This is a genomic window from Bacillus sp. UMB0893, assembly GCF_002858905.1.
GTDB lineage: Bacteria > Bacillota > Bacilli > Bacillales > Bacillaceae > Bacillus_P.
In genome coordinates this window covers 498,133-522,248 of record NZ_PKLB01000001.1, presented here as the reverse complement: position 1 = coordinate 522,248, position 24,116 = coordinate 498,133, and the positions used below count along the sequence as shown (strand labels likewise).

Genomic DNA, 24,116 nt, shown 5'->3' with positions numbered 1-24,116 from the left:
CGCTATACCCCCTTTTATGGATTAAGAGTGAGATTCTATGAAGTGTATTAGTTCAATCATTTTTCGCTCATACATTATAATTTGTTAGGGTCTAATAAAGCCCAATTCTCACTAAAATGTACGATTATTATGTTATTCAATACAGTCCCCTTTAATTGAATAACTGATAAAGTTTCTTCATTAGGAACATCGGCTTTTTTATATATTTTATTTGAACCAACCTTTAATCCATAAACCTATTAGCATGCCTGAGCCGACCGCAAACATAATCCCTAGAACCCCAAAATAGCCCCATCGCCAGGTAAGTTCGGGCATATATTCAAAGTTCATTCCGTAAATGCTTGCAATGAAAGTTAGAGGAATAAAAATGGAAGTCATAACGGTTAGCGTCTTCATAATTTTATTCATTCTGTTTGAATTCAAGGATATGTAGCTGTCTCGTATATCATTCGTCATTTCTCGATTCGACTCAATCATTTCGGAAAGTTTCAGCAAATGGTCGTAAATATCCATGAAGTATACACGTTCTTCTTTAGGTATTATCACTCTCTCTGAATTTAAAATTCTATAAAGTAATTCTCTCATCGGGAAAATTATTCGTCGTAATTTCAGTAACTGGTTCCTAATTTCAAATACACTTTCAATTAAATCTTGATTTGCTTCTTTGGTCTCAATTTCACTTATACTATCTTCAATTTTATATATGGTAGGGAAAAACTCATCGACGATTTTATCCATTATTGAATAAAAAATGTACATTGCCCCTTTATTTAGAATATTATTATCTCCCATTAATTTTTGTTGAACCATTTCTATTTCAGATGATGGGGATAAATGGAAAGAAATAATGGAATTCTTTCCTACAAAAATATCTATTTCTTCAGGTGAAAGTGAGTCTTTATTTAAAGTATGCAGAACAAAAAAATCATATCCTTCATAATAATCAAGTTTTGGCCTCTGCAAAAAATGCAAACAATCCTCAATTGCTAGAGGATGGAAGTTAAAATGTGTTTTAAGAAGTATTGTTTCTTCTTCAGTTGGGGCATCAAAATCCACCCAAAACCATTTAATAGCAGAATCAGATAAACGATTCATTGGTATATCCTTTAAAAGTTTTAAATCGTTCGTAACCGCAAAAATACGAATCATTTACACCATCGCCTTTATTTGATAAATATAATCCCATCACATATTTTGTGTCTAATACAATAAAATATTCAAAAGTTAAGCAGGATAATAAAACTCTTTAAAGTCCTAGTAAGAGAAGGTTTTTTTGAAAGAATATCAGTTCATTATGTACTTGAATCAATAGCCGTTCGATTTGACTTTCAAGAATAACAGAAATTTTTATAATGCCTTAGTTTACCATCTCGTCTAATTTAGATGATTTGTATCCTGCATCCAAAAAAAGTTTTTCCATTCGTTTAATCTGTTTTGAAGTTCGGCATCATCGCGGTCGCCGTATGCGCTAACGAGTAATAATCCAACGAAAAAGCACACCATTTTACCTGATAAATGGTGTGTTTTTTCTAATGCAATTTAACTGTCTTGAAACTCTGAACCGAATCCGTTTGCATATAAGTTTATTTTCCAGTTTTTTCATTAATTATCAGTTTGAATATAAGCTGCGAGCAGCTCCGTCATATCCGGCCCTTTTTTGATAATCTCCGCATTTTTGAACTCTGAAAACCCGTCTCCTCCTGATGCAAGATAATTGCTTGCTGCAATCGTGTAGGATTCATTTTCTTGAATTTGCTTTCCTTCTTCCGTTCTCAAATTGCTGATCCTCTCACCTTTTGGGGCATTCCGGTCAATAGAAAACGTGACTCCTTTTACCTGAAGCAAATTTTCTTTTTTCAAAGCCCACTGCTGTTCAAGAACGCTCTTCATTTCTTTTCCGGTTAAAGACATTTTTACGCCGTGATGTTTGAAAGGGAGTGCCGCATATAGCTGCTGCTTTGTAATATCTCCTTTTTCCAAGCTTTCACGGATTCCGCCATGGTGTACAAACGCGATCTCTGTGTCTAATTCGGATCTCATGGCTTCAGCAATTAATTCTGCAAGCGGGGAATCGCCGTTCGCATCCTTTTTCCTTGAAAAATTCTGCTGTGTCGTTCCTATTGATTTTCTGTATTCGTCTCCAAGCTTATCCTTGTATTTTTTGATCAGTGTGAGCGCATCTGCGTCAGGCTTAACGGTTAGGTGGTCTGTTAACACAATTGCAGCCTCTTTTTGAACAATATCACTTGTTCTGCGGTCAACTGTCAATTGAACATCAGATAATGCTTTTCCGTATGAATAGCTTTGGACAATCAGCTTATTGTCTACAACTGTATTTGCAAGCTGATGGCTGTGTCCTCCAAATATGAGGTCAACCTCATCATCTATTTTTGGTGCCATATCAATTAAGTCTTCACTTGGATTTTTTCCGTTAGAGCCGGATTTTGCTGAAACATGGGCAAGCACGACAATGGATTTGATGCCTTGTTCCTGTAATTGTTTAACGGATTGATTTATGGCTGTTATTTCATCAATGATCTCGATTTGATTTCGATTTTCAGGAAGCAAAAATTGATTGGTTTCCGTTGTGACAACACCAACAAATCCAATCTTCATTCCATCAATCTCTTTAATTGTATAAGGCGAAAATAGCGGTTCACCTGTTACTTTATTGATAACATTAGCTGAAATATAATTAAAATGAGTACCTTTGAAAAAGCCTGTTTTAAAATGGGAGCCGCCGTGCACGAGTCTTGATAATTCATCGACACCCTGGTCAAATTCATGATTGCCTGGTGTGCCGACATCAACTTGAAGCTGATTTAAAAAATGTACGGTCGGTTCATCTTGAAATAGTGAAGAAATAGGGGGACTTCCGCCAACCATGTCACCGGCGTGTACGAGCATGGTGTTTTCATGTTCCTGCCTTAACCTGTTTATGTGTGCAGCAAGGTATTCTGCACCTCCAACTTTTTTTCCCGAAAGTGTTGAATGTGTGGTCAGCTGACCATGGAAATCATTCATTCCGAGGAGATGAATTTCGGCAAGCTGATTTTCACCTGTTCCGGCCTGTCCGGAACTGCCAGCATAAACAGAAGAAAGAAACAGAACAAATAAGATTAAAAAGAAAATGGATGCAATTTTCACTGTATGATTCAATCGGCTTCCCTCCTTTTGATACTACTAACGTAGCATTTCAGAATGAAGCCCATCTAAAGATGAGGTAAAGGATTATTAATTTTCATTAAGAATTGATAGGTCTATACGAACAGCAGACTTTACAAAAAACTTCTTTCAACTTCCTCTTTCATTCCTTCACCTATTCCTTTACAATAGATTATTAGGATTACATTAAAAATGTAATATCCATTATTTCACATACCTAATCTCCTAAAAAAGCAAGTATACTGTAATCATCCCTAATGGGTTCAAAACGAAATGAGGGTTATTTATGCGTGCAGATAAACATTTAAGAAAGAAAAAAAGAGGCAGAAGAAGACTATTTGTTTTTTTCACCATTGTTACTCTACTATTTGCCGGAGTGGCCTGGTTTGTTTATGATCAATTTTTATCAGGTTTGAATGAAACGGCTGCAGAATCAACCATTAAAAAAACAGAATATGAATTTAATGGTCAAAAAGATGAAAATGGTAATACGAATGTCCTCGTATTAGGAAGTGATTCAAGAGGAGAAAAGCAAGCAAGAACAGATACAATCATGATTGCCCAATACAATGAAAAATCAAAGAAGCCAAAGCTTCTTTCCATTATGCGTGATTCCTATGTGGAAATTCCGGGACATGGACAAAACAAAATAAATACAGCCTTTGCTATAGGCGGTCCTGACTTGCTCCGTGAAACCATTAAGCACAATTTTGATATAGACATCCAGCATTATGCCATCGTTGACTTTAAAGGCTTCGAAAGCATGATTGATACGGCCTTTCCAAAAGGAGTAGAAGTAGATGTTGAGAATAAAATGTCTCACAAAATTGGTGTAACGATTGAACCAGGTGTGCAAAAGCTTGATGGTGAACATCTTTTAGGATATGTCCGTTATCGCGGCGATGCTGAAAGTGATTTTGGCAGAGTAAGACGCCAGCAGGAAGTAATGAACCTCCTAATGAAAGATATGCTTACCATTGAGGGTGTGGCGAAGCTGCCGAAGCTTGCTGGGGTCATAACTCCATATATTAATACAAACCTTGATACATCAACAGGTATTTTTATCGCGAAAGATATTATCTCAAATAAGTCTGATTTGAAAACGATGCGTGTTCCAGTTGACGGCAGTTTTGAAAATGCCCGCTATAATGGATCAGGTGCTGTTCTCGATTTGAATATTGAAGAAAATAGAGAAGCGATTAAATCATTTATGAATTCATAAAAAACAAGCTATTGCGTTTGCAATAGCTTGTTTTTTATTGTGCAGATTCCTTTAGATAGCTCGAAAATACATTTTTAACCTTCGGAACGACGTAGTGACTGCCGCCGCGTTCTTTAACATCCTCAATCATCATCGTAATGAGGAGTTCCGGATTCTCAATATTCATTCCGACAAACCAGCCATTTTCCTGACCGATTTCACCTTTGCTCGTTTTCAGTTCGGCCGTTCCTGTTTTACCGGCAAGCTTAATATTGTTTAGTTTTGGCTTATTAGCTGTGCCGTTTGGATCTTCAACTACCTTTATTAGATCATCCAAAATAATGGATGACTGCTCTGATGTGATTATGTTTTCCTTCCAGAATTCAGGTGCAGCCTGATCCTTTTTCTCTAGATACGGCTTAAGCATGCTTCCGTCGTTCATAAAAGATGTGTAGGCTGCTGCGATATGAAATGGGCTCATTAATACCTCACCCTGTCCATAGCCTGAGTCTGCAAGCAGTACTTCATTTGAAGCCAGGTCTGAACTTGAAACGGATGAAGCATTGATTGGAAAATCATAATCAATATCCTCATTAAATCCAAACTCTTCAAGCCCTTTCTTAAACTCTCCTGCTCCTATATCCAAAGCAGTCTGTGCAAAATATATATTATCAGAGACAACTAAAGCACGTTCGAGATTAACTGATGAAAATGTATCTGACACTCTTGTAATTGTATACTTGCCCCATTCAGGGCCTTTTTGCCATGTAAGACCGTTAATTTCCCTTGTTGTTTCAGGTGTAATGCTGTCTGTTTTCAAACCAACAGCTGCTGTAATTGGTTTAAATGTAGAACCTGGTGAAAATGTTTTGTTGAATTTGGCAGACAGCGGTTTTTGCGGATTTGTATTTAATGCTTGATAGGCTTCACTTGACATTCCAAAAATAAAATCATTCGGATTATAAGAAGGACTGCTGACCAATGCAAGTGTTTCCCCGGTTTTCGGATGGAGTGCAGCAGCTGTGCCTGAGTCCTTTTTCAGCTGATCATAAAGCTTTTTTTGCAAAGTGACATCAATCGTAACCGTTATGTCTTCCCCATTTTCTGCCGGCTTCTCCGCAATCGTTTCTTTCGAAGATTCTAAAAAGATTTTATAGCCTGATTTTCCTCTCAGCCGTTCCTCGTACACATATTCAAGGCCTGCTTTGCCTACTTGTGAGGTGCTTGTGTAGCCTTTATCCTTTAATTCCTCCAGCTGTTCTGCTGTGATGCTTCCTGTATATCCTGATAAATGAGCAGAACTTTCCCCTTGAGGATAATACCTTGATTCAACATCCGCCTTTTGTAAGCCCGGCAAAGACGTAACTTCTTTAAGCAAATCCGTTTTTGCAGGATCCACTCTTACAATAGGAACAGAAACATCGGGTTTTACCCAATTTGCAGATAATTTTGCCTCAATATCCTCAACTGAAAGATTTAAAAGCTTCGCTGCCTCTGCTTTTACCTTCTCAGGCTGATCTCCAAGCTTTCCCGGAACAATTTGAATCTCAGGAATCTTTGCCTGAATGGCAATTCCCTGGCCATTCTGATCAAAGATGCTGCCCCTCTTAGGCTTAAGTTCAGAAACTCCAATTGCATCCCCTTCCTTAAGCTGCGGAAAAATCATAGATGGATTCCATGCGACAAACCAATTCTCTTCTTTATCTGCTTTTTCTTGCTTAACCACTGCTTCCTGCTCAAATTTTATTGGTCCGGCAAGTGTTTCCATTTCAAGCGAGAACGGAAAGGATACTTTCCCATCTTTATCTGGAACGGCCTCTTCTTCTGATTTCTTGTATGTAACTTTTAACTCGTTTACTTCTATTGAGTCATAGATTTTTTGATAACGCTCTGTAAACTCTTTTTTCTCTATCTTTTCTTTCGTATCTGCAGATAAGTAGGCATACATTTCACTGAATTTTTGATCATTCCAGAGATTCACATATTCCTGAAAACGTTCTTCAGGCGTTGGCCCTTTTGAACAGCCTGCTGCAAGAATAAGCAGCACAAGCGCAACTAAAAAATAACCCTTTTTCACTTTATCTCCCCCATTTATTAATAGATTAAGTATAGCATAAATCAGGCATTTTTTTCCTGAATCAACTTTCAGGATATCTATCTTCATATAGCTTTACAGAAGATCAAGACTATTTTTACATAGAAAAAGCCGGCACGTTTGCCAGCTTATCATCCAATAATCACCCGTTCTTTCGGATAATGATAATTCGGTTTTACTTCTTTTGAACCGATAATGTAAATAAAAGTGACCAGTCCGATTCTTCCTATGAACATAAGGATCATAATGATGCATTTTCCGATAATGCTCAAATCAGGTGTAATTCCCATGGACAGACCGGTTGTTCCGAATGCTGAACACACTTCGAATAGGAGTGCTATAAATGGAAATGGCTCAGTGATGGATAAGATAAAAACAGAAGTGAAACAGAGAACAAATGCCATCAGCGTGACGACAAGAGATTTCTTCACATCATCTTCATGAAGCTCTCTTTTAAAGATTTTAATCGTTTTATTCCCTTTGGCAAAATGATAGATCGACAGTATGTTCAGCGCAAATGTAGTGGTTCGGATTCCTCCGCCGACTGAGCTCGGAGAAGCACCGATAAACATTAACGCACACAAAATCAGGAGCGTTGCTTCGGTGAACAGGCTGACATCCATTGTTGCGAGTCCTCCGCTCCTTGTCGCAGTAGATTGAAACAATGAATAGAAAAACGTCTCATGCCATGCCTTCCCATTGAAAAAATACTGATATTCAAGGATTGCTATCATGATGGTGCCCCCTACAACAAGCAATGCATATGTAACTGTCGTTAACTTCGTAAACAGCGTAAAACGGTACTTTCCTTTTTTACTGAATAAAAATGTTTTCACTTCGATTAAAACAGGAAAACCTATGGCCCCAAGAGTAATCAATAGAATTATGACAAACTGTATGAAGTAATCATCCGCATATGGAATCATGGAAGAGCCTGTTATGTCAAAACCGCCATTTGTGGTTGCACTGACTGAATTGAAAAATCCATGCAAAAATGCCTCCTGCCAAGTAGGATAATATTTAAAGAAATAAATACCGAGAATCATACCTCCGCAAAATTCGATGAATAAAATCAAAAATAAGATTTGTTTCATCAAGTTTACGATCCCAGAGAGTGCATATTGATTCTGGTCGGCCATAATCAGCCGCCGTTCCCTTAGACCGATTCTTTTCCCGACAATCAGCCAGACAAATGTTCCAAGAGTCATAACCCCGATTCCTCCGAACTGCAGAACAAACATGAGAATAAAAATGCCTGGAACAGTAAAGGTATCAACAATTGAAACAACACTTAAGCCGGTCACGCTTACGGCACTGACAGCTGTAAAAAGCCCGTCCATAAACGTCCAGTCTACTCCTTCTTTATGTGCAACAGGGAGGCTTAATAATCCGACAGAGGCAGAAACAGCAATGAAATAATAAGCCACAATAAGCTGAAAAGGGGTTAATGATTGCAAAAAAAGTTTAAATTGATTCATGAAATGGTTCATTCCTTAGCTTAACAATTAACTGCATGGTCTCTATCATAATGAAAAGCAGGTAAGATGAAAAGAGATTAATTGAAAAAAATTGATGAAAATGCGAAAATATTTGTTTTTAGTTATTTCTTCATTGTGAACATGCACCTATTAAAACATACCTTACTTAAGATTTAACGAGTAAGATAAAGAAAACAACATATCCCAGATGACGATTCCATTTTGGAAAAATATCAAATAAAAAAGGATGGCATTAAAGGAGCCAGTGGATTGTAGCGGAAGGCACTTGACTCCTGCGGGAAATAGAGGCTCCCATCCCTCACAGCGGAAAGCAGGTGCCTGCAGCGGAAATCCACGGGTACAATTAATAACCAAAAACAACAATCAATGCGAAAACAGCCTAAAGAAAAGAAAACTATTGGAAACAAATAAAAAGCAGGAAAGACTTCTCCTGCTTTTTTACCCGTTTATTTCGCTTCTAAACGACGTATTCTTTCATCTAGATTTGGATGTGTGGAAAATAGGGCCAGCCCGCGCTTACCGCTGATTTTCAATGTTGCTACAGAGGATTGTTCATCATTAATGCGCTGTGTATAGCCTTTTAATGAACGAAGCGCATGAACCATTTTATCCTTGCCTGCCAAATCTGCTCCGCCGTTATCTGCGTGGAATTCACGATAACGGGAATAAGCGAAAACGACTAAGCTTCCTAAAATGGAAAAGAGAATCTGGAAAACGAGGACAGCAATAAAGTGAACAATTGGCGCCATATCTTCTCTTACAAACCTTGAAGCAATCCATGCCGCAATTCTGGCAAGGAATACTACGAATGTATTCACAATACCCTGAAGCAAAGTCATCGTGACCATATCGCCGTTTGAAATATGTGCAACCTCATGAGCAAGCACACCTTCTATTGCTGCATCATCCATTTCCTCAAGCAAGCCTGTTGATACTGCAACTAGTGAATTATTTTTTGAAGGACCTGTTGCAAATGCGTTAACTTCACTTGACTGATAGACTCCGACTTCAGGCATCTTTCTAATTCCTGCTGCTCTTGAAAGTCGATGAACGCGCTCTACTAGCTCTCTCTCATAAGCAGATAAGGATTGATCCGGCTTTAACACCTTTACGCCCATCATCATTTTTGCCATCCATTTAGACATAGCAAGTGATATAAATGAACCTGTAAAACCGACTACAGCACTAAATATAAGCAAACTGATGAGATCGATTCCACCTGCAGTATTCGCATAGGGATCAACGCCTAAAACAGACAGGACAATCCCGATGGTAATAAGAACAAGAATATTTGTTAAGATGAAAAGAAAAATACGTTTAGCCATCTTTGACCTCCAATATTTTGAGTTCAAGTGAACTTGTATTATAATACTATTATAAAAAAGAAACAGTCAAGAATGCAAACGAGAAGGCTTTGGAAAACTTATCCTAGGTCTCTTATGACTTTCCTAAAAGAGGTGTGAGATGAAATCATTACAGCTTCGGCGTTCAGATATGGGAAGACTGCTGCTTTCTTTAAAAGGTGAAAGTGATCAGAATCCGCTGGAATTACTTGAAGAGATTGGAGTGCCCCATCAAGATTCGAAGAGTACCATTCCTGATTTTTTACGAAATCATAAACCATTTCCAAGAGGTTTATCAACAAATGAAATTGTTGCTCTTGCTAAGCTTTGTGAGCTTACGTCATTGAAATCTACTTCCATCCAGAACTGGATTAAACGTGATATAAAAGAATTAATCGGTGCACCTGAACTCGGGAAAAAATATTCAATTGAGCAGGCAGCCATTTTGCTGATTGTGCGCGACTTAAAATCTGTTTTTGATTTTGATACAATCAGGCATTTATTGATGACGCTTTTTAATACAATAACAGACCGCAGCGATGACTTAATCTCACCGCTCTCCTACTATACAGCCTATGGGAAGATCCTTGAAAAAATCGAAAGCCTTACCCTTTTTTCTTTATCAGATCATGAGGTGGAGACCAGAATAATAAAAGAAATTGATTCTTCACGAGACTTATTTAAGGAGATATCCGGCGATCCCTGGCTGAAGGTGAAAAACATTTTAACGGTAACGGTATTATCGGTCATTTCTTCTCATATTCAGAGAAGAACTGTCCTGTTTTTTCAGCAGCACATTTCTGGAACGGATTAGGTTTTGATTGATGCTCCCATCTTGCACGCTCAAAAAAAAACACTGCCTTTAAAATCCTTTAAATGTAGGATTTGCTTTTCATTTCCTATTCATTCAGCGGCTGCAACCATAAACATACGGTGACAATTGCCAGTATATTTTCTCCTTTTTAAACAAAACTAATGAAACAGCCATCATCGGCTGGATATTTGTTATAAGGAGTTGAAAACAAATGGCTCGAAGCAGCAACAAATTACTTGTTCCAGGAATTGAACAGGCACTGGACCAAATCAAATATGAAATCGCTCAGGAATTTGGAGTAACTCTTGGATCTGATACAGTAGCACGTTCAAATGGATCTGTAGGCGGAGAAATAACTAAACGTTTAGTGCAGCAAGCACAAGCTGGGCTCGGCGGACAATCTAAAACTGAATAACATGGCAAAAAACCGCAGAGTACGAGCATTCTGCGGTTTTCTTTCGATATGTAGATGGTTCATGCACTTATTTGAATTGGCTGAGAATCAGTCTTTGCAGAAAAGCACTTTAAAACCGCTCACGATCGCTAATCTTTGACTGTTCCCTGGAGCTATTTAATCACGATCTGATCTTGACCCCTCACGATCATCATCATCTTCATCATTGTCATCGTCATCTCTGTCTTCGTTGTTTCGATCATCTTCATTCCGATCACGATCTCTTTCATTATCATCTCTGTCTTCATCAAGTGAAGATTTTTTCTTTTGTTCTTCGCGCCATCTTTTTTCCTCTTCTTTTTTCCTCTTTTCAGCTTCTTTCCATATTTCTTTATATGATATCTGATCTTTTGGAGGTTCAGGAACGCTTGGCTGTTTTTGCGGCACACGCACTTTCTGTTCCTCTTCATTTACGTCTGGCTTTTCTTTTTCAAGCGGTTTTTCAGAAGCAGGTGGAACGGTCTTCTCTTCTTCCTTAACAGGAGGCTTTTGTTCACCCGAATCTGTTTTCTCATCGATGTTTTTTTCGGTATCCTCTTCTTTGCCCTTTTCTTCAAGAGAAGGATCAGAGTTTTCAGGTGTTTGCCCTTCTTTTACCTGAGGATTTAATTTTATATATTTCCCAGTTGAGATACCTTGATCTGCTGCTTTTTTTCTCGTCTCTGCATCAGATTCAACAGCGTTTACAGTCATGTTCTTTTTTTGGTAAGAGTTTTTTAATTGTTCAACATCCTCAAGCATTTTCTTTTTAACTGCTTCATGCTCCTGATCAGTCAAAACAGTTGCAACAAAAATCTCCTTACCCTCTTTCATGTATCCTAAATCGCTGCTTTTATCGACTATTTTGGTAAAGACTTCTGATAACTTGCGGTTTTTCCAGTCTTTTAGATCGTTAAGCATCTTTTCGCCATCTTCATTCATCGGCTCTATCAGCACAACCTGAAGCTTCTCATTTAATCCTAACTCAAAGCTTGGATTAATATCGATTGTCATGTAAGCATACACTTTGTCGTTGTTAAAAACGGGCAGTACAGTAAATAAAATGATCATAAGAGCTATAACAGCCAAAAACCCGTTTCTAATCCCTTTCAAACTAAAAATGCTTATCGACTTTGCTTCCTTTTCGCTTGTATCTGAAAGTTGAAAAAAAGTTATTTCCTCACCCAGTTCGTATGAACGTTTTTGTTTATTCGCCTTTAAAAACTGTCCATCAGGGGTAAGCAATGTAACGTAATCATCATTTCGTTCAACGACGATCCCTTTTTTCATGATTGAAGCACCCCTCTTATATAGTCTTTCAGATAAATGTAATCCCCAGATAAAATAATCGCCATTGCAATAATATATTTTCTATTTCTCTCTATTGTTTTGCGACTGACAGATACAAGCACCTCAAGCTGTTTGACCGGCAGCTGTTTCTTTGTAAAAAGGATGCGCTTGAGATCATCATGCTGAATAAGAATTTGAGCTACTTTTATTGCATTTTGTCTTGCATCCATATGCTTTGGAGAATGTTCCATCAATTCTGAAAAAGACAGACCAAATTCCTGCAGCACTTTTTGGAAATAGACAATCTCTTCCCTGCGCTGCTCTTGCTCAATTAATTTCTGATGTTCTTCGATTGAGAGATCTGCTTCAATTTTACTTTGTGAAGCCTCTCCTTCTTCATGCTCCTGTAGATCAATATTAACAGTTTGTGCATTTCTGGCTTCTTTCCGGATATAATCGATCACTTTTCTCTTTATAATCAATTCGGCAAAAGCCAGCAATGAGCTCCCTTTTTCAGTTGAATACTTTTCAATGGCTTCATTGAAGGCGATAAGCCCAATACTGAATTCATCGTCCCGTTCATCAATGTACCTTTTACAAACCGAAGAAACGGTTTTTGCTACAAAAGGTTTGTATTGGTCAATTAGTTTGTTTTGCATTTGCTGATCGCCATCTTGAATCATCAAGACAGTTTCTTCTAAAGTTGGTTTCTGTTTGCCAAGTTTAAACAGTAGGCTAAGCACCGATTCTCACCTCAGTTTCTCCCTTATTACTTCGTATATCATAGCTAATTTGCAAGGAGAGCGCAAAGGAAGAAAATTGGAATTATACTTTGCCTGGTAAAACACGAAGAAGGAAGACGGAAAAAATGGAACGTGACTAGCTCTAGTATTTGGTAAATCAAGCAACCTCCTTGTAGATTTTTTTTACTCATTAAACAGCTACGAAATGAGACGTGAGTTTGAGGGTGTGTCAAAAAAGTTTTTTACAAATTCATTACAAAGTATGTGAACAATTTGGGAAATTTGGAGGTGAAATCTATTTATAAGAGAAAATATGGGATTAATGTCCTTTTGATCCAAATAAATATAAAGGCTCTTTTCGTATAGTTGCTTTTAGAAAAAAAGGTTTATACCTTTAGTGGATTGAAGCGGAAGGCACTTGAGTCCTGCGGGAAATAGAGGGGAATGGGAGACCCCACAGGCATAGCCGAGAAGGCTCATCCCTCACAGCGGAAAGAAAGTGACTGCAGCGGAAATCCACGGGTACAATTATAACCAAAAACAACAATCAATGCGAAAACACCCAATTAATTTGGGTGCTCCTTTCTTAATGCCACTTGGCTTTTTCAATCATTTTTTCTTCTTCCGATTCGGGCGTTTCTGTTACTTCTTTTGATAAAAACCATCCGGCTGCTGCGATTCCTGCAAGAACAATCCAAAAAATAAGCTTCCAGGTAGCGGATTCAATAAAATGCTTATCGATGATATTGATATCAGGATGTGCCAAGGTGTAAAGAGCAAGCTTAACACCCACCCAGCCAACAATCATAAATGCTGCTGTTTCAAGGCCCGGTCGCTTCTTAAGAAGAGCGACAAAAAAGCTTGCCGCAAATCTCATAATGATCAGTCCCATGATTCCTCCTGCGAGAATAACTAAAAACTGACCGCCATCAAGACCTCCAATGCTTGGCAGGTTTGTCGCTGGCAAGGTAACAGCAAGAGCCACAGCCGCTAAAATGGAATCGACTGCAAATGCGATATCAGCGAGTTCAACCTTGATGACAGTTCCCCAAAATCCTGATTCTTTTCGTTCCTTTTGGTCGTGGGGATCCTTTTTAAAGACAAATTTCTTCAGAATATGATTCAAGGAAATAAACAGTAAGTAAATGGCTCCAATTGCCTGAACCTGCCATACGTTCACCAAAAATGAAATCAGGAACAGTGAACCAAACCTGAGTATAAAAGCTCCTGCTAAACCGTAAAATAATGCTTTTTTCCGCTGCTCATCCGGCAAATGCTTAACCATCACAGCCATAACTAGTGCATTATCTGCTGCTAAAATTCCTTCAAGTGCAATAAGGACAAGCAGAACCCATCCATATTCGAGTAAAAGAGCTACATCCATTTTTACATTCCTCCTATTAGTGTATAAATACTATATACCCAATATCCTCTCTCACTTATCATAAAAAAGCCTTTGCCACGATTAGGCAAAGGCTTTTAAAACGATAGACCTTCTTTAATTCTTATGATCAACTGTTGTAGTTTTTACCGTTTTTCTCGTCATAAACTTGTACAAAAGGAAGATGATCACGATCGCAATACCTGCAGGAAGCAAATATTCATTTGCGATACTGCCGACTTCTTCCCATTTGTCCCCTAATTTAAATCCAAGATACACATATAAAAACGTTATTGGCAGCATAGCGACAAAGGTATAGATTGAGAAGATCCATACATTCATTTTTGCCATCCCGCATGGAATGGAGATCAGCGTTCTTACTCCCGGAAGAAATCGTGCAGTAAAAGCAACCATTGCTCCATTTTTCGCAAAAAAAGCATCTGCCTTCGCTAGATTTTCTTCATTAATAAACATATATTTGCCGTATTTCAAAAGAAAAGGTCTGCCGCCATATCGCCCGAGAGCATACAGTGTGAGCGGTCCAATTGTTCCGCCAATTGTTCCTGCAAGCACGGTTCCCCACAATGTCATATCTCCCTGGTATACCCAATAACCTGCAAGGGGCAGCACGATTTCTGCCGGCACAAATTCAAAACATAATGCAAGCAGGACTCCGAAATACGATAGATCTTTAAAGTAATCAATAAAAGCTAAGATGTATTGTTCCATGTTTCTTACCAAACTCCTTTTCAGTTCTACAAGCTATCATACTATACATACCATAAAAAAGGGACAGCTTTACATATTTTTAATGATAAAAATGAGGTGGAAAAATGGATTGGCTGCAAGCAATCATTTTAGGAATCATTCAAGGATTAACAGAGTTCCTTCCCATCAGTTCGACAGGTCATCTTTATTTAGGCAGACAGCTGTTCGGGATGAAAGATGGCGGAATTTTTCTTGATACCATGCTTCATATCGGAACTTTTATCGCTCTCATTGTGTTTTATAGAGACATTTTAATAAAACTTCTTAAGAATCCATTTCGAAAGCTGACTTTTTTGTTATTTATCGGGACTCTGCCAGCGGTTTTCGCAGGAATCTTCATCAGTGATTTTTTTGATGGCATCTCTAAGTCAGGTGTTACAATCGGGTGGGAATTTCTCATTACAGGCGTTTTTTTATGGTTTGCAGACTCGATAAAAAAAGGTGCGAAGAAGCTCGATGATTTAACGTCTGGAGACGCTTTATTTATTGGGACTTTTCAGGCTCTGGCTATTTTTCCGGCCATTTCAAGATCCGGGATGACGATTGTAGGTGCGTTAATGCGGGGAATAGACAAGGAAACAGCGGCTTACTTTTCTTTTTTGCTGTCGATACCTGCGATATTCGGAGCAATTGTTTTTCAATTCGCAGACCTTTTCTCAGATCAGGCGGCAAGGATTGGATTCGTCCCTCTTTTTCTCGCAACATTGAGTGCAGCATTTACTGGCTATCTCGCAGTAAGATGGATGATCGGGTATGTGAAAAACAATTCTTTAAAAGGATTTGCTATTTATGTATGGGTATTAGGATTGTTAGTGATATTCATTCAAACACTTTGAGGTAAACCCGCATGAAATAATATCTAATAAAAACATAAATAGCACACCAAACCGAAACGGAGTTGGTGTGTTATTTACTTGAAATCAGTAATAAAAACCGCAAAGAAAATCTGCGCGGTTTAGTGTCAATTGCGATTTACTTCTCAGTTTTATGAGGATCGGCTAGTTTACTTATTTTTTTCCAAAACATCCGCTTTAGGAAGGCGCGAATCTTTGGATATTTATTGTGATACGGATACCATTGCAGCTCCGACTTTTTCTTCCCATTATCAAGCATGACAGATTTTTCATGGCAAAAAACACGTAAACCTTGCTTACCATGATATTTTCCCATCCCGCTTTGCTTGACACCGCCAAAAGGAAGATGCTGGTTTGCTGCAGAAATCATGACATCGTTGATGACGGCATTTCCTGTGACAAGCTTCGAAACAATTCGTTTAGCCTTTTTTATATCTTTGCTCCATACACTTGCATTTAATCCGTAAATAGAGTCATTGGCAAGCTCAATTGCCTCTTCGTCTGTCTGGAATGGCATCACAGCTGCGACTGGACCGAACGTTTCTTCCTGCATCAGCTTCATTTTCTGATGTACCCCAACAACAATAGTTGGCGGCAAGAAGAGTCCCTCCGATAAGTCCCATTCATGAGGCTTGATACCTGTGATTAAACGGGCGCCTCCCGCCAACGCCTCTTCCAGCTGGCCCTTAATGATGTCAATTTGTCCCGGAAAGGTCATTGAACCCATGTCATCATCTGTATCTGTTCCTTGTTTTAGCTTTAACGTTTCATTTTTGAACTTTTCAATAAACTCGTCATAAACGCTCTGTTCCACATAAATTCTCTCAGAGCTCATGCAAACTTGACCGCTGTTCGTGAAGGCTCCCCATGCAGCACCTTTAGCTGCCCGGTCAAGATTAGCATCTCCACACACTATGATCGGATCTTTACCGCCAAGCTCTAGTGTCACAGGGATCAGTTCCTTCGCTGCTTCCTCTTGAATTTTTTTCCCTGTTGCGACGGAGCCAGTAAAAAAGATATAGTCTGGTTTTCCTCTAGTGAGAGCGGCACCTACTTCTTTGCCTCCATGGGCTACTTGTACGAGCCCCTTCGGAAATTTGGCCTGCTCAAACAATTCCTCAATGCATTTACCTACTAAAGGCGTAACTTCGGAAGGTTTTAAGATGACAGCATTTCCTGCAATAAGTGCATTCATCATCGGCACCATTGCGAGCTGAAGCGGATAATTCCAAGGTGAAATGACAAGCACGGTTCCCCTTGCCATGTATTCAATATAGCTTTTCTTTCCAAAGAAGGTCACTGGCGTATGAACCCGATGAGTGGCAAGTGTTTTGGCTGCATGCTTTTCTAAAAATGAAATGGCATCAAGTACCGGGAGCACATCAGCTGTCACAGCCTCAACCTTAACTTTCCCAGTATCGGCTGATAGCACTTCAACTACATCATCTAGACGGTCCATCATGATTTTTTTTAGTTCTTGTATGTATGTCAATCTCTTCTTAACGCTTTGTTCCCTCCATTTTAATGAGGCTGCCTGTGAAAGTTCATACATATTAGATATATGATAAATCGGGGTTTCATCGATATGATCTGCAACATTCAGCGTTGCTGGATTAAGGACAGTCATAGACTGATTTCGAGACATATACATCCCTCCGTTTTAAGCTGAAAGCTCCCATTACATGTTTTTAAAGGTTTTCCCATATTTCCAATTCATAAACTTTTTCAGTAATGAAATAGGCTCTACTTTTGTATATCGACTTGATTCCGATAAATTTGATACGTTTTGGACGAATATCAAAAAATCTAACACTTCGAATAAAAAACATGTAAGTTTTACTACACATGTGAACCATTATCCTGCGAAAACTAACTATAAACATGACAAGAAAGCAGGAGAAGAAATCATGCACACGATGTGGAAAGGCTCGATCAGCTTTGGGCTGGTGAATATCCCCATAAAATTATATGCAGCAACTGAAGATAAAGATGTAAAGCTGAGAAATTTACACAGCAAATGCCATACCCCCATTCAGTATGAGAAGAAATGTCCTAACTGTGATGAGACAGTGGAAAATGATGATATTGTTAAAGGATATGAGTATGTAAAAGGCAAGTTTGTCATTTTGGATGATGAAGAATTAAAGCAGCTGAAACAGGAGCATGAAGATAAATCTGTGGAAATCATCGATTTTGTAAAGCTAGAAGAGATTGATCCTATCTATTTTAACCGTTCCTATTTTGTCGGTCCTGGAGAAAATGGCGGAAAAGCGTATTCCCTGTTGCGAGAAGCACTTCTTAAATCAGGAAAAATAGGCGTAGCTGAAATGACAATACGGTCAAAGCAGCAGCTTGCAGTCCTCCGTGTGTTTCAAAACACCATTGTAATGGAAACCATTCATTATCCGGATGAAGTACGTCAGACAGCAGATGTTCCAAGCGTACCGGAAAAAACAGAGATTGCAGAAAAAGAGCTTGATACTGCTATTATGCTGATTGATCAATTAACAACGAGCTTTAATCCCGATACGTACAAAGATGATTATAGAGAGGCACTGCTCGGACTCATTCAGAAGAAAGCAGGCAAAAACGAAGGAAAAACACCTGCAGATGCTCCGCGCGAAAATGTCGTTGACCTCATGAGTGCGCTTCAGGCAAGCATTGATCGCTCAAAAGAGAAACCAGCTGCCAAGAAAGAGCCTGATTCAAAAACAAAAACACAAGAAAAAGCTACGAAAAAGACGAAAACTGCCAGAAAAAAAGCTTAAGCCAAGTTAAGAACTTTTAGAGTGGGCAAAATCCGCTAATTCGAATTAATTCGCGGTCTTTAATTTTATTTGCGCGCTATCCTATTTACGCGTTTTCCAACTTAATCAACATAATTGTCAAATAAGGGCAGGCACAAAAGAATTTTTGCAAATCCGTCTGACCGAAGAGTAATGCGTTAGAGCAATACATCAATGCGTATAATCTTATCAAAACCTCGTCATTCAAAAACGAGGTTTTCTTCTTTGCTGCATATCCAGCTTGCAGCACTCAGCAGAGTTTCAAAACTCTTGTCGGCTCCATGATCGTCCGAGCCGATTAAAATCGTTTTTGTGCCTGCGCCTTTGCCAGCAAGAATATCCACATCACGATCTCCAATCATATAGCTGTGCTCTAGACTAATTCCATATTTCGCAGCAAGACTTGTAATCATTTCAGGTTCTGGTTTTCTGCAGCTGCATCCAGCATATGGTGCATGAGCGCAATAAGCAACCTCTGTAATGCGACCTCCGTCTTGTTCAATTTCTTTAAGCATTTTATTATGTATTCTCTGAAGCATTTCCTCCTTCATATAACCAAGGCCTACTCCACCTTGATTGGTGACGACAAAAATAGTGAACCCATTGTCATAAAGCAGTTTAACAGCTTTTCCAACTCCTTCTAAAAGAAAAAGCTGTGACGGATGATTTACGAATTTGACGCGGTCAGTCAAAACTTCATTTATGACTCCATCACGATCAAGAAAAACAGCTTTTTTCAAACGGAAGCACTCCTTTCATGAAATGTATACTAATAAGCCATATTAATAGAAAAGCACAAGCGCCTTCGTCAGTTCAGACAGGCAAAAAAAGGATCTGAACGAGGAGTTAGGCGCCGGACTAGACACAAATGCGGAAAAGATTATGTTTTCTTATCTTTTTTATAAAGGACGTCTGCCATGTATATAAAGCCAATGCTTCCGACATTATCAGCCAGCATACCTTCTGGGGATCAGTGGTCTTATGAGGTGAAATATGATGGGTTCCGGGCAATTTTGTTCATTTCAAAAGAAGCCATCACTCTCACAAGCCGAAATGGAAAAGATTTAGGACCGCTTTTCCCTGAAATAATCAGCTACATCCATTCCAGCTTATCCAGATTTGAAGCTTTTATGCCATGTATGTTCGATGGAGAGATCGTTTTCTTAAAAAACCCTTATAAGGGATCCTTTGAGGTGATTCAGCAGAGGGGCAGAATGAGGGCTCCAGAAAAAATCAGAGAATCAGCCGAAAAAAACCCATGCACTTATTTAATGTTTGATATTCTTGAATGCAATAACGACAAAACCGTTTCCTTTGATTATCTTACTCGGAAAAATAAATTAAAAGACACGGCCATCAAATGTGATCTTCCGATTGAACCACGCAAGGGCAAGGTTCCTCTTCAATATGTTCCTTCCTTCACTCAATATGAGAATATATGGGAAGGCATTCAAATTTTTAACGGTGAAGGGTTGGTCGCGAAAGAGAAAAAAGGCAAATGGGAGGCTGGTGTCCGCACGAAATCTTGGCTTAAAGTAAAAAATTATAAAAACGCTTTGTTTTTCATTATAGGATATGACAAGAAAAATGGATATTATAAAGCTGGTGTTTTCAAAAATGAAAAAATAATAGAGGCTGGCGTTTTTTCTCACGGATTAGAGGGAGCGGACCGTGATTCATTATTAAAAGTCATCAAAGATAATAAAGTGTCTGAGAATTCACAGTGGATTCATATTGAACCAGCGATCTGTGTGGAGCTTCAATTTTTGGAACTCTATAAGAATCAGCTTCGTGAGCCTTCTTTTAAATCGTTCCGTTTTGATCAGTCCCCAAGCGAATGCACGTGGGAAAAGCTGAAACTACATGCTGTATCTTTGCATGAGGATGTGCAGATTACCCATCCAGAGAAACCATTATGGGAAAATCCCGTGATAACAAAAACAGATTATCTTGCTTATTTAGCAGAAGTTTCAGAATATATGCTTCCTTTTTTAAAAAACAAGCTTCTCACTGTTATTCGATTTCCTCATGGTACTTTCGGGGAAAGGTTTTATCAGAAAAATTGTCCTGAGTATGCACCTGATTTTGTTGAGACTGCCCGTCAGGATGAGATTGATTTTATATTATGCAATCATCTCTCCACTCTTATTTGGCTTGGAAACCAGCTGGCAATTGAGTTTCACATACCCTTTCAAACGTTTGATTCATCCTATCCTGATGAAATTGTTTTTGATTTGGATCCCCCATCTAGAGATGCGTTTCATTTGGCAGTTTCAGCCGCATTAGAGATGAGGAAGTTATTTGATTCGTTCGGCCTTGTTTCTTTTCCTAAATTATCTGGAAGCAAAGGAATTCAAATTCATATTCCCATTAGCAAAAATCGGTTTACATACGACCAGACGAAGCAATTTACATCATTTATTGCGTCGTACCTGGTTACTGCATTTCCCGATGATTTTACGATAGAAAGACTCAAGAAAAATCGCGGAAATCGGCTTTACATTGACTATATTCAGCATGCGGAAGGTAAAACCATCGTTGCACCCTACTCTGTAAGAGGAAATACAGAAGGAGCCTATGTTGCTGCTCCTCTTCGCTGGGAAGAAGTTACGTCCGAGCTTCATGTAAGTGCGTTTACTATGGACTATGTCCTGAAGCGGATTGAAGTTGACTGTCCATTTCATGATTACTTTTCATCACCTCAGGACGAAGTGATCGGCAAAGTGCTGGAGTTTATCGAAAAACAAAAGGGTTAATTTAAATTAGGTCAAATTGTTCCTTTTCATATAAATCGCCATTAACATGTGCTTCGGTCAGCCATTTGTATAAAAAGGAATTCACGTAGAATGCGCTTTCGGCCTTCTCATTTATCCTACGCTGCAATATAAAAAAATCCCAATTAAGCGGGATTTTTTTAACGGAATAATAGGTGCTGGCTATGAACGCCGGCTTTTTTCAATAAAGCAATCAGCTGCTGCTGTTCTTCAATTGATAAACCTGAAAATGCACGTGCCATTCTAACAGTATGAATGGGGTATATTTCATCCAAATATGCTTGTCCTTTTTCAGTCAGCTTTGCATAAACAGATCGTTTATCTTTCGGATCTTGTTCACGGTAAATGTATTCATTCTTCTCAAGCTTATCAATGACATACGTTACATTTCCGCTCACCAGCAGCAGTCTTGAGCCAATTTGCTGAAGCTTTTGCGGACCTTTTGTGTAAAGAAGTTCAAGTACCGAAAATTCAGTTGGATTAAATCCATGTTCTTTGCTGTCACGGATTGAGTGTTCTGAAACACTTTTAAATGCTCTTGCAAACGTTTTAAAAAGACTTAATGCAAGTTCCAGTTCTTCATCTGTATAAGACATCATTCTCATCGCCCTCTAACTTTAACATTCTTAAAATGTCTTAAGATTCACACAGTTCTATTTATTAGTTTACTATCAAACCCGTTTTTTTTGAAGTAGTTTCTTTTTTGTTTACTTAGATTCATACCCTTTAAGGATCTTTAAATCTTCCATTTTATTAATATTTGCGAATCTGCTGCTATCCTTGAAATGAGATTCATTTAAGGAGACTGCATCGATTTTTTCCAGTAAACTCATCATTCTTAAATTCCCATTTGCTAATAGATTCTCAATTTCAGGCAGCGGGGTTCGTCTGTAGAGCGCTGTCAGAGGATGGATTTTCCCATGAATGACCGGAATGACAGCTTCATGATTTTGTTTTCGATTTAAAAGTAATGCTGTGAGAATCTCTTGATCTACCGGAGGCATATCGCAGGCAATAACTAGGGTACCAGTCAGCTTGAACCTCTTTCATCGCTGTATAGAGACCTGCAAGCGGCCCCTTCTCTCTGTACACTTCCTCATCTTCAAGAAACAATGAAGCTTCATTTCTATGATTTGCTCGTCCAATGACAGCTGTGACGTATGATACCGCTTTCAAATGATGCAGTGCATGATCTAAAAATGTCCGATTATTAAACATATAAAGTGCTTTATCATTGCCGAATCTGCGGGATTTTCCGCCTGCGAGAACAATGCCTGCAAGTTTAGTACCCATATCGTACCTGCTCTCCTATCTTTTCATCATCTTAACACACATTTATAATAGAAAAAAAGGAGAAGGAGGATGAAATGAAAGATAAAATCATCGCAGCATTGAATACGATTGCCGAAAAGGAAGATATAACAATTCATTATGCCTGTGAATCAGGCAGCAGGGCCTGGGGATTTCCTTCTAAAGACAGTGATTATGATGTTCGTTTTATTTATACGCGAAAAAAGGACTGGTATCTGCAGGTTGATGAAGGCAGAGATGTGATTGAGGAGCCGATCAGTGAGCTACTTGACATAAATGGCTGGGACCTTAAAAAAGCGCTGAAGCTGCTTCGGAAATCGAATCCTCCATTGCTGGAGTGGCTTTATTCGCCAATTATTTATAAAGAGGATCAGACGTTTACAAGGGCTTTTAAGGGTTTAGCTGATGATGCCTTTTCACCAATCCGTTCCACCTTTCATTATCTTCATATGGCGAAGGGCAATTACCGGGATTATTTGCAGCAGGACCAAGTTAGAGTAAAAAAGTATTTTTACGTTCTTAGACCTATTTTGGCAGCTTTATGGCTCCAGGAGCACAACTCTATCCCGCCGCTTTCATTTGAAACTTTAGCAGATAGGATGCTGAAAGATTTACAAATAAAAAGAGAGATTTCCTTGCTGCTGGCAAGAAAAAAAGCCGGAGATGAACTCGACTTTGAACCAAGAGTTTCACTTTTAAATGATTTTATTGAAGACAGCATCCAAAAGATTGAATCGAGAATCACAGAAACTCCATCACTGGACAAAGACCATTTTACAGAAAGAATGAACTCTCTCTTTCTCAGCACGCTTAATCGTCATTAAACAGTTTTTTTATTCGAAAGCTTGATTAAAGGGATATTATTATAGAAATAATGGTATTCCTTTTTCAATTCTGATAACGTCATACTGCTTAAAACGTCTTGATTATAAATGCCAAGCGATGTCAGCTTTTTGCAATAAAATGCTCGTTGATCTTCCAATGCTTTTTGAAATAATTTACTCATGTTCATATGCCCCTTTCATTTTATTCTCTCTTCACTTTACCCGCTAATTGTTATCTGGCAATTAAGCCAATGTAAAAATTCACTGTCACGTGTTAAAAAGGAGTAAATTGACCAAACTAGTTTCAGAATCTTATAACAAGGATGATGAAACAGTGAAGCACATTCGGCCTGCCGCCTTCCGCAGACATCAGTACTGGGATGACATTTTCTTTTTAAACACACTTGAACCAAAACAAGAACAGCTTTACTTCGCCAGGGTTTCAAAACAAGATGGAAACCTGCTGCTGCTGTGCGCTTACGAGAAGAGCCGGGATCTTTTTGGCGATGCAACATCTATGTTTAATGAGGAATATTTAACTGAATTGGCTACCTTTTTACTAGGTCAGACAGCATTTGCAGCCTCCCCCTTCCATCAAAATTCAGGATGATTTTTTTAAAGCTCCATTTTGGATAAATCGCAATAATTCATGTGCATCTTTTCCTGCTTCGTGCAGGAGATCCTCAAGCATTTGATCTCTTCTTACATCCAGCTCAACAATTTTCCTGGCAATTTCCTCCGCCTTTTTTATATCCATGCTGTCTCCTCCTTCAAACTCTTACTGTTAGTTTAGTATAAAAAAAACCACTAATCATTAAAGCTGTCATGTAACCTT

Annotated in this window: 24 protein-coding genes and 1 pseudogene; 8 read left to right on the top strand and 17 right to left on the bottom strand. The window is 38.6% G+C overall.

Features of this window, described 5'->3' with window-relative positions; all coding sequences use genetic code 11:
* Positions 1–207: 207 nt before the first annotated feature.
* Together corA and CYJ36_RS02650 are read right to left on the bottom strand one after the other, a co-directional pair.
* Positions 208–1,149 carry a magnesium/cobalt transporter CorA gene (gene corA / locus CYJ36_RS02655; protein ID WP_101564523.1) on the bottom strand — a complete coding sequence of 314 codons (942 nt, stop codon included), beginning with the start codon at positions 1,147–1,149 and terminating at the stop codon, positions 208–210.
* Positions 1,150–1,602: 453 nt separating this feature from the next.
* Positions 1,603–3,159 carry a bifunctional metallophosphatase/5'-nucleotidase gene (locus CYJ36_RS02650; protein WP_101564521.1) on the bottom strand — a complete coding sequence of 519 codons (1,557 nt, stop codon included), beginning with the start codon at positions 3,157–3,159 and terminating at the stop codon, positions 1,603–1,605.
* Positions 3,160–3,451: 292 nt separating this feature from the next.
* On the opposite strand from CYJ36_RS02650, the gene CYJ36_RS02645 reads away from it, so the two are divergent.
* On the top strand, positions 3,452–4,387 hold the full coding sequence (locus CYJ36_RS02645) for an LCP family protein (protein WP_101564519.1): 936 nt from the start codon (positions 3,452–3,454) through the stop codon (positions 4,385–4,387).
* A gap of 34 nt (positions 4,388–4,421) precedes the next feature.
* On the opposite strand, the gene CYJ36_RS02640 is transcribed toward CYJ36_RS02645, so the two are convergent.
* The 3 genes from CYJ36_RS02640 to htpX all read right to left on the bottom strand — a co-directional run bounded on the left by CYJ36_RS02640 (position 4,422) and on the right by htpX (position 9,285).
* On the bottom strand, positions 4,422–6,443 hold the full coding sequence (locus CYJ36_RS02640; protein ID WP_257962372.1) for a penicillin-binding transpeptidase domain-containing protein: 2,022 nt from the start codon (positions 6,441–6,443) through the stop codon (positions 4,422–4,424).
* A gap of 149 nt (positions 6,444–6,592) precedes the next feature.
* Positions 6,593–7,939, bottom strand: coding sequence for a TrkH family potassium uptake protein (locus CYJ36_RS02635; RefSeq protein WP_101564514.1), 1,347 nt, complete (start codon positions 7,937–7,939; stop codon positions 6,593–6,595).
* Between the two features lie 467 nt (positions 7,940–8,406).
* Complete coding sequence (gene htpX, locus CYJ36_RS02630; RefSeq protein ID WP_101564512.1) at positions 8,407–9,285, bottom strand: protease HtpX; 879 nt, start codon at positions 9,283–9,285, stop codon at positions 8,407–8,409.
* A 139-nt stretch (positions 9,286–9,424) separates the two neighbouring features.
* Here htpX and CYJ36_RS02625 point away from each other — a divergent pair, with 139 nt between their 5' ends.
* Complete coding sequence (locus tag CYJ36_RS02625; RefSeq protein WP_101564510.1) at positions 9,425–10,117, top strand: DUF1836 domain-containing protein; 693 nt, start codon at positions 9,425–9,427, stop codon at positions 10,115–10,117.
* A gap of 211 nt (positions 10,118–10,328) precedes the next feature.
* Positions 10,329–10,532, top strand: coding sequence for an alpha/beta-type small acid-soluble spore protein (locus CYJ36_RS02620; protein ID WP_101564508.1), 204 nt, complete (start codon positions 10,329–10,331; stop codon positions 10,530–10,532).
* A gap of 156 nt (positions 10,533–10,688) precedes the next feature.
* Here the strand turns inward: CYJ36_RS02620 and CYJ36_RS02615 are convergent, their stop codons facing one another.
* The 4 genes from CYJ36_RS02615 to CYJ36_RS02600 all read right to left on the bottom strand — a co-directional run bounded on the left by CYJ36_RS02615 (position 10,689) and on the right by CYJ36_RS02600 (position 14,693).
* Positions 10,689–11,840, bottom strand: coding sequence for an anti-sigma factor domain-containing protein (locus CYJ36_RS02615; RefSeq protein WP_101564506.1), 1,152 nt, complete (start codon positions 11,838–11,840; stop codon positions 10,689–10,691).
* Positions 11,837–12,523, bottom strand: a complete 687-nt coding sequence (sigI, locus tag CYJ36_RS02610) for an RNA polymerase sigma factor SigI (protein WP_257962397.1) — start codon at positions 12,521–12,523, stop codon at positions 11,837–11,839. The genes CYJ36_RS02615 and sigI overlap by 4 nt, the downstream gene beginning before the upstream one ends.
* A gap of 646 nt (positions 12,524–13,169) precedes the next feature.
* Complete coding sequence (locus CYJ36_RS02605) at positions 13,170–13,967, bottom strand: TerC family protein (protein WP_101564502.1); 798 nt, start codon at positions 13,965–13,967, stop codon at positions 13,170–13,172.
* 114 nt (positions 13,968–14,081) lie between these two features.
* Positions 14,082–14,693, bottom strand: a complete 612-nt coding sequence (locus CYJ36_RS02600) for a DedA family protein (RefSeq protein ID WP_101564500.1) — start codon at positions 14,691–14,693, stop codon at positions 14,082–14,084.
* 104 nt (positions 14,694–14,797) lie between these two features.
* On the opposite strand from CYJ36_RS02600, the gene CYJ36_RS02595 reads away from it, so the two are divergent.
* Positions 14,798–15,568 carry an undecaprenyl-diphosphate phosphatase gene (locus CYJ36_RS02595; protein ID WP_101564498.1) on the top strand — a complete coding sequence of 257 codons (771 nt, stop codon included), beginning with the start codon at positions 14,798–14,800 and terminating at the stop codon, positions 15,566–15,568.
* 136 nt (positions 15,569–15,704) lie between these two features.
* On the opposite strand, the gene CYJ36_RS02590 is transcribed toward CYJ36_RS02595, so the two are convergent.
* The gene (locus tag CYJ36_RS02590; protein WP_101564496.1) at positions 15,705–17,231 is read right to left on the bottom strand and encodes an aldehyde dehydrogenase family protein; all 1,527 of its coding nucleotides are present in this window, start codon (positions 17,229–17,231) and stop codon (positions 15,705–15,707) included.
* Positions 17,232–17,493: 262 nt separating this feature from the next.
* On the opposite strand from CYJ36_RS02590, the gene ku reads away from it, so the two are divergent.
* Positions 17,494–18,354: a non-homologous end joining protein Ku gene (ku, locus tag CYJ36_RS02585; protein WP_101564494.1), complete on the top strand. Its 861-nt coding sequence runs from the start codon at positions 17,494–17,496 to the stop codon at positions 18,352–18,354.
* 218 nt (positions 18,355–18,572) lie between these two features.
* On the opposite strand, the gene CYJ36_RS02580 is transcribed toward ku, so the two are convergent.
* Positions 18,573–19,112: a D-glycero-alpha-D-manno-heptose-1,7-bisphosphate 7-phosphatase gene (locus CYJ36_RS02580; RefSeq protein WP_101564492.1), complete on the bottom strand. Its 540-nt coding sequence runs from the start codon at positions 19,110–19,112 to the stop codon at positions 18,573–18,575.
* A gap of 177 nt (positions 19,113–19,289) precedes the next feature.
* On the opposite strand from CYJ36_RS02580, the gene CYJ36_RS02575 reads away from it, so the two are divergent.
* Positions 19,290–21,128 (top strand): DNA ligase D, encoded by a 1,839-nt coding sequence (locus tag CYJ36_RS02575; protein ID WP_257962371.1) that lies wholly within the window; start codon positions 19,290–19,292, stop codon positions 21,126–21,128.
* A gap of 158 nt (positions 21,129–21,286) precedes the next feature.
* On the opposite strand, the gene CYJ36_RS02570 is transcribed toward CYJ36_RS02575, so the two are convergent.
* From CYJ36_RS02570 to mobA, 4 genes and pseudogenes are all read right to left on the bottom strand, one after another.
* A complete protein-coding gene (locus tag CYJ36_RS02570; RefSeq protein ID WP_374702768.1) occupies positions 21,287–21,745 on the bottom strand; it encodes a MarR family winged helix-turn-helix transcriptional regulator in 459 nt (152 codons plus the stop codon).
* 108 nt (positions 21,746–21,853) lie between these two features.
* Positions 21,854–21,979, bottom strand: a complete 126-nt coding sequence (locus tag CYJ36_RS24230) for a hypothetical protein (protein ID WP_257962370.1) — start codon at positions 21,977–21,979, stop codon at positions 21,854–21,856.
* A 57-nt stretch (positions 21,980–22,036) separates the two neighbouring features.
* Positions 22,037–22,129, bottom strand: a pseudogene (locus CYJ36_RS24735) (hypothetical protein); the annotation flags it as partial.
* Positions 22,089–22,439 (bottom strand): molybdenum cofactor guanylyltransferase, encoded by a 351-nt coding sequence (gene mobA, locus CYJ36_RS02560; RefSeq protein ID WP_101564486.1) that lies wholly within the window; start codon positions 22,437–22,439, stop codon positions 22,089–22,091. The gene mobA and the pseudogene CYJ36_RS24735, both read right to left, overlap by 41 nt.
* A 74-nt stretch (positions 22,440–22,513) precedes the next feature.
* Between mobA and CYJ36_RS02555 the strand changes: the two genes are divergently transcribed.
* On the top strand, positions 22,514–23,281 hold the full coding sequence (locus CYJ36_RS02555; RefSeq protein WP_101564484.1) for a nucleotidyltransferase domain-containing protein: 768 nt from the start codon (positions 22,514–22,516) through the stop codon (positions 23,279–23,281).
* Here CYJ36_RS02555 and CYJ36_RS02550 read toward each other — a convergent pair.
* Positions 23,278–23,463, bottom strand: coding sequence for a stress protein (locus tag CYJ36_RS02550; RefSeq protein ID WP_101564482.1), 186 nt, complete (start codon positions 23,461–23,463; stop codon positions 23,278–23,280). The genes CYJ36_RS02555 and CYJ36_RS02550 overlap by 4 nt on opposite strands.
* 107 nt (positions 23,464–23,570) lie before the next feature.
* Here CYJ36_RS02550 and CYJ36_RS02545 point away from each other — a divergent pair, with 107 nt between their 5' ends.
* A complete protein-coding gene (locus CYJ36_RS02545; RefSeq protein WP_101564480.1) occupies positions 23,571–23,891 on the top strand; it encodes a hypothetical protein in 321 nt (106 codons plus the stop codon).
* Here the strand turns inward: CYJ36_RS02545 and CYJ36_RS23495 are convergent.
* Entirely contained in the window at positions 23,883–24,038 is a 156-nt protein-coding gene (locus tag CYJ36_RS23495; RefSeq protein WP_180850023.1) for a hypothetical protein, read from the bottom strand. The two genes, CYJ36_RS02545 and CYJ36_RS23495, sit on opposite strands and share 9 nt — an antisense overlap.
* Positions 24,039–24,116: the final 78 nt, after the last annotated feature.

What these genes read in the sequence shown, in the direction of transcription:
- CYJ36_RS02590 (WP_101564496.1), bottom strand. Translation starts at nt 17,231, where the DNA reads ATGTCTCGAAATCAGTCTATGACTGTCCTTAATCCAGCAACGCTGAAT.
- CYJ36_RS23495 (WP_180850023.1), bottom strand. Translation starts at nt 24,038, where the DNA reads ATGGATATAAAAAAGGCGGAGGAAATTGCCAGGAAAATTGTTGAGCTG.
- CYJ36_RS02615 (WP_101564506.1), bottom strand. Translation starts at nt 11,840, where the DNA reads ATGAAAAAAGGGATCGTCGTTGAACGAAATGATGATTACGTTACATTG.
- CYJ36_RS02600 (WP_101564500.1), bottom strand. Translation starts at nt 14,693, where the DNA reads ATGGAACAATACATCTTAGCTTTTATTGATTACTTTAAAGATCTATCG.
- mobA (WP_101564486.1), bottom strand. Translation starts at nt 22,439, where the DNA reads ATGGGTACTAAACTTGCAGGCATTGTTCTCGCAGGCGGAAAATCCCGC.
- CYJ36_RS02605 (WP_101564502.1), bottom strand. Translation starts at nt 13,967, where the DNA reads ATGGATGTAGCTCTTTTACTCGAATATGGATGGGTTCTGCTTGTCCTT.
- CYJ36_RS02625 (WP_101564510.1), top strand. Translation starts at nt 9,425, where the DNA reads ATGAAATCATTACAGCTTCGGCGTTCAGATATGGGAAGACTGCTGCTT.
- ku (WP_101564494.1), top strand. Translation starts at nt 17,494, where the DNA reads ATGCACACGATGTGGAAAGGCTCGATCAGCTTTGGGCTGGTGAATATC.
- CYJ36_RS02620 (WP_101564508.1), top strand. Translation starts at nt 10,329, where the DNA reads ATGGCTCGAAGCAGCAACAAATTACTTGTTCCAGGAATTGAACAGGCA.
- CYJ36_RS02570 (WP_374702768.1), bottom strand. Translation starts at nt 21,745, where the DNA reads ATGATGTCTTATACAGATGAAGAACTGGAACTTGCATTAAGTCTTTTT.
- htpX (WP_101564512.1), bottom strand. Translation starts at nt 9,285, where the DNA reads ATGGCTAAACGTATTTTTCTTTTCATCTTAACAAATATTCTTGTTCTT.
- corA (WP_101564523.1), bottom strand. Translation starts at nt 1,149, where the DNA reads ATGATTCGTATTTTTGCGGTTACGAACGATTTAAAACTTTTAAAGGAT.
- CYJ36_RS02635 (WP_101564514.1), bottom strand. Translation starts at nt 7,939, where the DNA reads ATGAATCAATTTAAACTTTTTTTGCAATCATTAACCCCTTTTCAGCTT.
- CYJ36_RS24230 (WP_257962370.1), bottom strand. Translation starts at nt 21,979, where the DNA reads ATGAGTTTACTGGAAAAAATCGATGCAGTCTCCTTAAATGAATCTCAT.
- CYJ36_RS02575 (WP_257962371.1), top strand. Translation starts at nt 19,290, where the DNA reads ATGTATATAAAGCCAATGCTTCCGACATTATCAGCCAGCATACCTTCT.
- sigI (WP_257962397.1), bottom strand. Translation starts at nt 12,523, where the DNA reads ATGATTCAAGATGGCGATCAGCAAATGCAAAACAAACTAATTGACCAA.
- CYJ36_RS02550 (WP_101564482.1), bottom strand. Translation starts at nt 23,463, where the DNA reads ATGAGTAAATTATTTCAAAAAGCATTGGAAGATCAACGAGCATTTTAT.
- CYJ36_RS02555 (WP_101564484.1), top strand. Translation starts at nt 22,514, where the DNA reads ATGAAAGATAAAATCATCGCAGCATTGAATACGATTGCCGAAAAGGAA.
- CYJ36_RS02645 (WP_101564519.1), top strand. Translation starts at nt 3,452, where the DNA reads ATGCGTGCAGATAAACATTTAAGAAAGAAAAAAAGAGGCAGAAGAAGA.
- CYJ36_RS02595 (WP_101564498.1), top strand. Translation starts at nt 14,798, where the DNA reads ATGGATTGGCTGCAAGCAATCATTTTAGGAATCATTCAAGGATTAACA.